We start from the raw sequence: 6308 nt of genomic DNA on the forward strand, positions 1-6308 counted from the left end.
CATTTTCTGAATACATTTTCGCGATACCGTCCAGCGACATTCTTCCTCGGTACATAATCTCCTTTGGCGTTTCCCGATGTCCGTCACGCACATGGGATCCCGTGATGACCTCATTAAAAACACGCTGCAATCCCTCCTCATCTTTGCAGGCAAGTCCGATTTTTTGCGTTGATTTTTTAATGCAGAATATGCAGTTACCGAGATGTTCCGGTATTTGCAAATCGAATGGTTGTTGCTTCCACCATGCGAGGATATCTTCCTTCTCAAAGTCTGACAGTTCAGCAAGATATCTGATTCCAGGCTTTGGCTTTAGCCGCTTCGGTTCATCAGCTCTGATGCCAATCCACGTGGTGTAATTCCCTCGCCCGAAATGGTCATCACAGTATTTGGTGAAGGGAACGAGTTTTAATCTGTCAGTGCAGAACGCGCCGCCGACGTATGGAGTGCCATATTTCTTTACCATATCGATAAATGGCTTCAGAACAGGCATTCGCGTCTGAATATCCTTTGGTTCCCATACCGTATAACCATTTGGCTGTCCAAGCTCCGGGTTGATATCAACCTGCAATACGGTGAGCGGTATATCCCAGAACTTCACAACTTCCCTGACAAACCGATATGTCATTGGATGTTCACAACCTGTATCCATGAAAACGTAATGCACGTCTTTACCTGCCCGTCGCTTTTGCTCCATTAGCCAGAGCAAATATGCTGACGTCCTGCCACCGGAGAAACTAACGACATTTATCATGCAGCCCTGTCTCCCCATCTCGCTTTCCACTCCAGAGCCAGTCTCGCTTCGTCTGACCACTTAACGCCACGCTCTGTACCGAATGCCTGTATAAGCTCTAATAGCTCCGCAAATTCGCCTACACGCATCCTGCTGGTTGACTGGCCTATTACCACAAAGCCATTCCCGGCAAGGTTAGGAACAACATCCTGCTGCTTTAATGCTGCGGTAAACACACACTTCCAGCTTTCTGCATCCAGCCAGCGACCATGCCATTCAACCTGACGAGAGACGTCACCTAAGCAGGCCCATAGCTTCCTGTTTTGGTCTAAGCTGCGGTTGCGTTCCTGAATGGTTACTACGATTGGTTTGGTTGGGTCTGGAAGGATTTGCTGTACTGCGTGAATAGCGTTTTGCTGATGTGCTGGAGATCGAATTTCAAAGGTTAGTTTTTTCATGACTTCCCTCTCCCCCAAATAAAAAGGCCTGCGATTACCAGCAGGCCTGTTATTAGCTCAGTAATGTAGATGGTCATCTTTTAACTCCATATACCGCCAATACCCGTTTCATCGCGGCACTCTGGCGACACTCCTTAAAAACCAGGTTCGTGCTCATCTTTCCTTCCCGTTCTTCCCTGGTAGCAAACCGGTAATACACCGTTCGCCAGACCTTACCTTCGATAACCAGAAGACCTGCCCGTGCCATTTTAGCCGCGGCCTGATTTATGCTGGTTACTGTTGCGCCTGTTAGCGCGGCAACGTCCGGCGCACAGAAGCTATTATGCGTCCCCAGGTAATGAATAATTGCCTCTTTGCCCGTCATACACTTGCTCCTTTCAGTCCGAACTTAGCTTTGATTTCTGCGATCTTCGCCAGAGCCTGTGCACGATTTAGAGGTCTACCGCCCATGACAGGAAGTTGTTTTACTGGTTCAGGGATCGCCTCACCACGGTTAATTCTCGCAGTCATATGGACAAGCTCATCTGCGGCCTTACGGCGTAATTCCGCATCAGTAAGCGCATTGGCCCGCATGTTCTGATACAGGTTGGTAACCAGCCAGTAGTGCGCGTTTGATTTCCACGGATAAGACTCCGCATCCGGATACAGGCCTCGCTTCCGGCAATACTCGTAAACCATATCAACCAGCTCGCTGACGTTTGGCAGTCCGGCGGTAACGGATGCTTCTTCCCGGCACCATGCAACAAACTGCCCGGGTGATGGCAGAAATGGTCGATTCTGCCGACGGGCTACGCGCATTCCTGCGTTAACCTGTTCCATCGTGGTGATCCCGTTTTCCCGAAAAGCCAGAACCCACTGGCGACGGATTTCGTTCACTTCGTTCTGGTCACGGTTAGCCAGGCTCGCCGGGAAAGTTGCCAGTAACTGGCTGAACACACCGTTGATGATCTGCGCTACCTGCTGTACCTGCGGCTTTTCGTCGTACTGTTCCGGCATGTTGTTGGCGATCCGACGCATCTGCTCACGGTCAAAGTTAACCATCTGTGCGGCGATGTTTTTCATAGATCCACCCCGTAAATCCAGTCTGTGTTTGTCAGGTCGAGTTTTGGTTTGCTGGCTGTCACGCCTGCCTGTTGCTTGTTACGGTTGATTTCGAGTTGGGTCCACTTATCGCGGAGTTTGGCCGGGCTCAGCACGTTACCGGACCAGAAGTTGTCCTGGCATGCCCAGCGGAACAGCACACACATGTCGCGGTGGTTACGTCCGTCACGTTCACGCATCAGGCGGATATCGTTAGCCCACCCAGCAAAATTCGGTTTTCTGGCTGATGGTGCGATAGTCTTCACCATGTCAAACATCCACTCTGCGGCGGTCAGGTCTTCTGCTGTCCCCCACTTGCTGCCGCTCTGAATTGCAGCATCCGGTTTCACCACAGAAAGGTCGTTTTCTGGCTGGTCAGAGGATTCGCCAGAATTCTCTGACGAATAATCTTTTCTTTTTTCTTTTGTAATAGTGTCTTTTGTGTCCCCCTGTTTTGAGGGATAGCAATCCCCCAATTTGAGGGATGTTTTATCCCTCGTTTTAGGGGATTTTCCCTCGTTTTGAGGGATGCACCATTCTGAGATGTTTTTATTTGGTCCAAACATGCCGCCTTGCTGCTTGATAATATTCATTCTGACGAGTTCTAACTTGGCTTCATTGCACCGTTTGACAGGTAACTTTGTAATCTCGCTAAGTTGAGAATCGGTGATTCTGTCCATTGGTTTATTCCACCCATAGGTTTTACGCAGAATGGCAAGCAGCACTTTAAACTGTCGCTTGGTCAGATCTGCGCCCGAATAAGCCTCAAGCAGCATATTTGATAGTCTGGCGTAACCATCATCGAGATCTGCCACATTACGCTCCTGTCCGGCAAAGTTACCTCTGCCGAAGTTGAGTATTTTTGCTGTATTTGTCATAATGACTCCTGTTGATAGATCCAGTAATGACCTCAGAACTCCATCTGGATTTGTTCAGAACGCTCGGTTGCCGCCGGGCGTTTTTTATTGGTGAGAATCGCAGCAACTTGTCGCGCCAATCGAGCCATGTCGTCGTCAACGACCCCCCATTCAAGAACAGCAAGCAGCATTGAGAACTTTGGAATCCAGTCCCTCTTCCACCTGCTGATCTGCGACTTATCAACGCCCACAGCTTCCGCTGTCTTCTCAGTTCCAAGCATTGCGATTTTGTTAAGCAACGCACTCTCGATTCGTAGAGCCTCGTTGCGTTTGTTTGCACGAACCATATGTAAGTATTTCCTTAGATAACAATTGATTGAATGTATGCAAATAAATGCATACACCATAGGTGTGGTTTAATTTGATGCCCTTTTTCAGGGCTGGAATGTGTAAGAGCGGGGTTATTTATGCTGTTGTTTTTTTGTTACTCGGGAAGGGCTTTACCTCTTCCGCATAAACGCTTCCATCAGCGTTTATAGTTAAAAAAATCTTTCGGCCTGCATGAATGGCCTTGTTGATCGCGCTTTGATATACGCCGAGATCTTTAGCTGTCTTGGTTTGCCCAAAGCGCATTGCATAATCTTTCAGGGTTATGCGTTGTTCCATACAACCTCCTTAGTACATGCAACCATTATCACCGCCAGAGGTAAAATAGTCAACACGCACGGTGTTAGATATTTATCCCTTGCGGTGATAGATTTAACGTATGAGCACAAAAAAGAAACCATTAACACAAGAGCAGCTTGAGGACGCACGTCGCCTTAAAGCAATTTATGAAAAAAAGAAAAATGAACTTGGCTTATCCCAGGAATCTGTCGCAGACAAGATGGGGATGGGGCAGTCAGGCGTTGGTGCTTTATTTAATGGCATCAATGCATTAAATGCTTATAACGCCGCATTGCTTACAAAAATTCTCAAAGTTAGCGTTGAAGAATTTAGCCCTTCAATCGCCAGAGAAATCTACGAGATGTATGAAGCGGTTAGTATGCAGCCGTCACTTAGAAGTGAGTATGAGTACCCTGTTTTTTCTCATGTTCAGGCAGGGATGTTCTCACCTAAGCTTAGAACCTTTACCAAAGGTGATGCGGAGAGATGGGTAAGCACAACCAAAAAAGCCAGTGATTCTGCATTCTGGCTTGAGGTTGAAGGTAATTCCATGACCGCACCAACAGGCTCCAAGCCAAGCTTTCCTGACGGAATGTTAATTCTCGTTGACCCTGAGCAGGCTGTTGAGCCAGGTGATTTCTGCATAGCCAGACTTGGGGGTGATGAGTTTACCTTCAAGAAACTGATCAGGGATAGCGGTCAGGTGTTTTTACAACCACTAAACCCACAGTACCCAATGATCCCATGCAATGAGAGTTGTTCCGTTGTGGGGAAAGTTATCGCTAGTCAGTGGCCTGAAGAGACGTTTGGCTGATCGGCAAGGTGTTCTGGTCGGCGCATAGCTGATAACAATTGAGCAAGAATCTTCATCGAATTAGGGGAATTTTCACTCCCCTCAGAACATAACATAGTAAATGGATTGAATTATGAAGAATGGTTTTTATGCGACTTACCGCAGCAAAAATAAAGGGAAAGATAAGCGCTCAATAAACCTGTCTGTTTTCCTTAATTCTCTGCTGGCTGATAATCATCACCTGCAGGTTGGCTCCAATTATTTGTATATTCATAAAATCGATGGAAAAACTTTTCTCTTTACCAAAACAAATGACAAGAGTCTGGTTCAGAAGATAAATCGCTCTAAAGCTTCAGTTGAAGATATTAAGAACAGCCTCGCAGATGACGAATCATTGGGATTCCCATCTTTTTTGTTTGTTGAAGGCGACACCATTGGTTTTGCCAGAACTGTTTTCGGGCCGACCACATCCGATCTGACAGATTTTTTAATCGGGAAAGGAATGTCATTAAGCAGTGGAGAGCGCGTTCAGATAGAGCCACTGATGAGGGGAACCACCAAAGACGATGTTATGCATATGCATTTCATCGGCCGAACAACGGTGAAGGTAGAAGCCAAGCTACCTGTATTTGGCGATATATTAAAGGTCTTAGGGGCAACAGATATTGAAGGGGAGCTTTTTGACTCATTGGATATAGTCATTAAGCCAAAATTTAAAAGGGATATAAAAAAGGTTGCCAAGGATATTATTTTTAACCCGTCACCTCAATTTTCAGACATTAGCCTGCGGGCAAAAGATGAGGCCGGAGATATTTTAACAGAACATTATCTATCAGAAAAAGGCCATCTCTCAGCGCCTCTGAACAAGGTCACCAATGCTGAGATAGCTGAAGAGATGGCATATTGCTACGCAAGAATGAAAAGTGATATACTGGAATGTTTTAAAAGGCAGGTGGGCAAAGTTAAGGATTAATTATCAGGAGTAATTATGCGGAACAGAATCATGCCTGGTGTTTACATAGTAATAATTCCTTACGTTATCGTAAGCATTTGCTATCTCCTTTTCCGCCACTACATTCCTGGTGTTTCTTTTTCAGCTCATAGAGATGGTCTTGGGGCGACATTGTCATCATATGCAGGAACCATGATTGCAATCCTGATTGCTGCCTTGACGTTTCTAATCGGAAGCAGAACGCGCCGACTGGCCAAGATTAGAGAGTATGGGTATATGACATCGGTAGTTATTGTCTATGCCCTTAGTTTTGTTGAGCTTGGAGCTTTGTTTTTCTGCGGGTTATTGCTTCTTTCCAGCATAAGCGGCTACATGATACCCACTATCGCCATCGGCATTGCCTCTGCATCGTTCATTCATATATGCATCCTTGTTTTCCAACTATATAATTTGACCAGAGAACAAGAATAACCCGGCCTCAGCGCCGGGTTTTCTTTGCCTCACGATCGCCCCCAAAACACATAACCAATTGTATTTATTGAAAAATAAATAGATACAACTCACTAAACATAGCAATTCAGATCTCTCACCTACCAAACAATGCCCCCCTGCAAAAAATAAATTCATATAAAAAACATACAGATAACCATCTGCGGTGATAAATTATCTCTGGCGGTGTTGACATAAATACCACTGGCGGTGATACTGAGCACATCAGCAGGACGCACTGACCACCATGAAGGTGACGCTCTTAAAAATTAAGCCCTGAAGA

At 46.2% G+C, this 6308-nt stretch carries 9 protein-coding genes and 1 pseudogene; 3 read left to right on the forward strand and 7 right to left on the reverse strand.

The features are described 5' to 3' along the window. The 7 genes and pseudogenes from CJ305_RS19105 to CJ305_RS19135 all read right to left on the reverse strand — a co-directional run. Nucleotides 1-694: pseudogene (locus tag CJ305_RS19105) on the reverse strand (phosphoadenosine phosphosulfate reductase family protein); the annotation flags it as partial. A gap of 53 nt (nt 695-747) precedes the next feature. Further along, complete coding sequence (locus CJ305_RS19110; RefSeq protein WP_000736903.1) at nt 748-1188, reverse strand: recombination protein NinB; 441 nt, start codon at nt 1186-1188, stop codon at nt 748-750. A gap of 73 nt (nt 1189-1261) precedes the next feature. Beyond that, the gene (locus tag CJ305_RS19115) at nt 1262-1552 is read right to left on the reverse strand and encodes a protein ren (RefSeq protein WP_000145933.1); all 291 of its coding nucleotides are present in this window, start codon (nt 1550-1552) and stop codon (nt 1262-1264) included. After that, the gene (locus CJ305_RS19120) at nt 1549-2250 is read right to left on the reverse strand and encodes a replication protein P (protein WP_000788910.1); all 702 of its coding nucleotides are present in this window, start codon (nt 2248-2250) and stop codon (nt 1549-1551) included. The genes CJ305_RS19115 and CJ305_RS19120 overlap by 4 nt, the downstream gene beginning before the upstream one ends. Continuing rightward, nucleotides 2247-3146 carry a replication protein gene (locus CJ305_RS19125; protein WP_000185505.1) on the reverse strand — a complete coding sequence of 300 codons (900 nt, stop codon included), beginning with the start codon at nt 3144-3146 and terminating at the stop codon, nt 2247-2249. Before CJ305_RS19125 ends, CJ305_RS19120 begins: the two co-directional genes overlap by 4 nt. Nucleotides 3147-3178: 32 nt before the next feature. Then, the gene (locus CJ305_RS19130; protein ID WP_000251069.1) at nt 3179-3472 is read right to left on the reverse strand and encodes a CII family transcriptional regulator; all 294 of its coding nucleotides are present in this window, start codon (nt 3470-3472) and stop codon (nt 3179-3181) included. Between the two features lie 118 nt (nt 3473-3590). After that, nucleotides 3591-3791 (reverse strand): Cro/CI family transcriptional regulator, encoded by a 201-nt coding sequence (locus CJ305_RS19135; protein WP_000437875.1) that lies wholly within the window; start codon nt 3789-3791, stop codon nt 3591-3593. A 100-nt stretch (nt 3792-3891) separates the two neighbouring features. Here CJ305_RS19135 and CJ305_RS19140 point away from each other — a divergent pair, with 100 nt between their 5' ends. The 3 genes from CJ305_RS19140 (at nt 3892) to CJ305_RS19150 (ending at nt 6007) form a co-directional block, all read left to right on the forward strand. Then, nucleotides 3892-4605, forward strand: coding sequence for a LexA family protein (locus CJ305_RS19140; protein ID WP_000104864.1), 714 nt, complete (start codon nt 3892-3894; stop codon nt 4603-4605). 112 nt (nt 4606-4717) lie between these two features. After that, complete coding sequence (locus CJ305_RS19145; protein WP_000788349.1) at nt 4718-5557, forward strand: protein rexA; 840 nt, start codon at nt 4718-4720, stop codon at nt 5555-5557. A 15-nt stretch (nt 5558-5572) separates the two neighbouring features. After that, nucleotides 5573-6007 (forward strand): protein rexB, encoded by a 435-nt coding sequence (locus CJ305_RS19150; RefSeq protein WP_001245922.1) that lies wholly within the window; start codon nt 5573-5575, stop codon nt 6005-6007. Nucleotides 6008-6308: the final 301 nt, after the last annotated feature.

It is taken from the genome of Leeuwenhoekiella nanhaiensis, assembly GCF_002744755.1.
Classification (GTDB): Bacteria; Bacteroidota; Bacteroidia; order Flavobacteriales; family Flavobacteriaceae; genus Leeuwenhoekiella; species Leeuwenhoekiella nanhaiensis.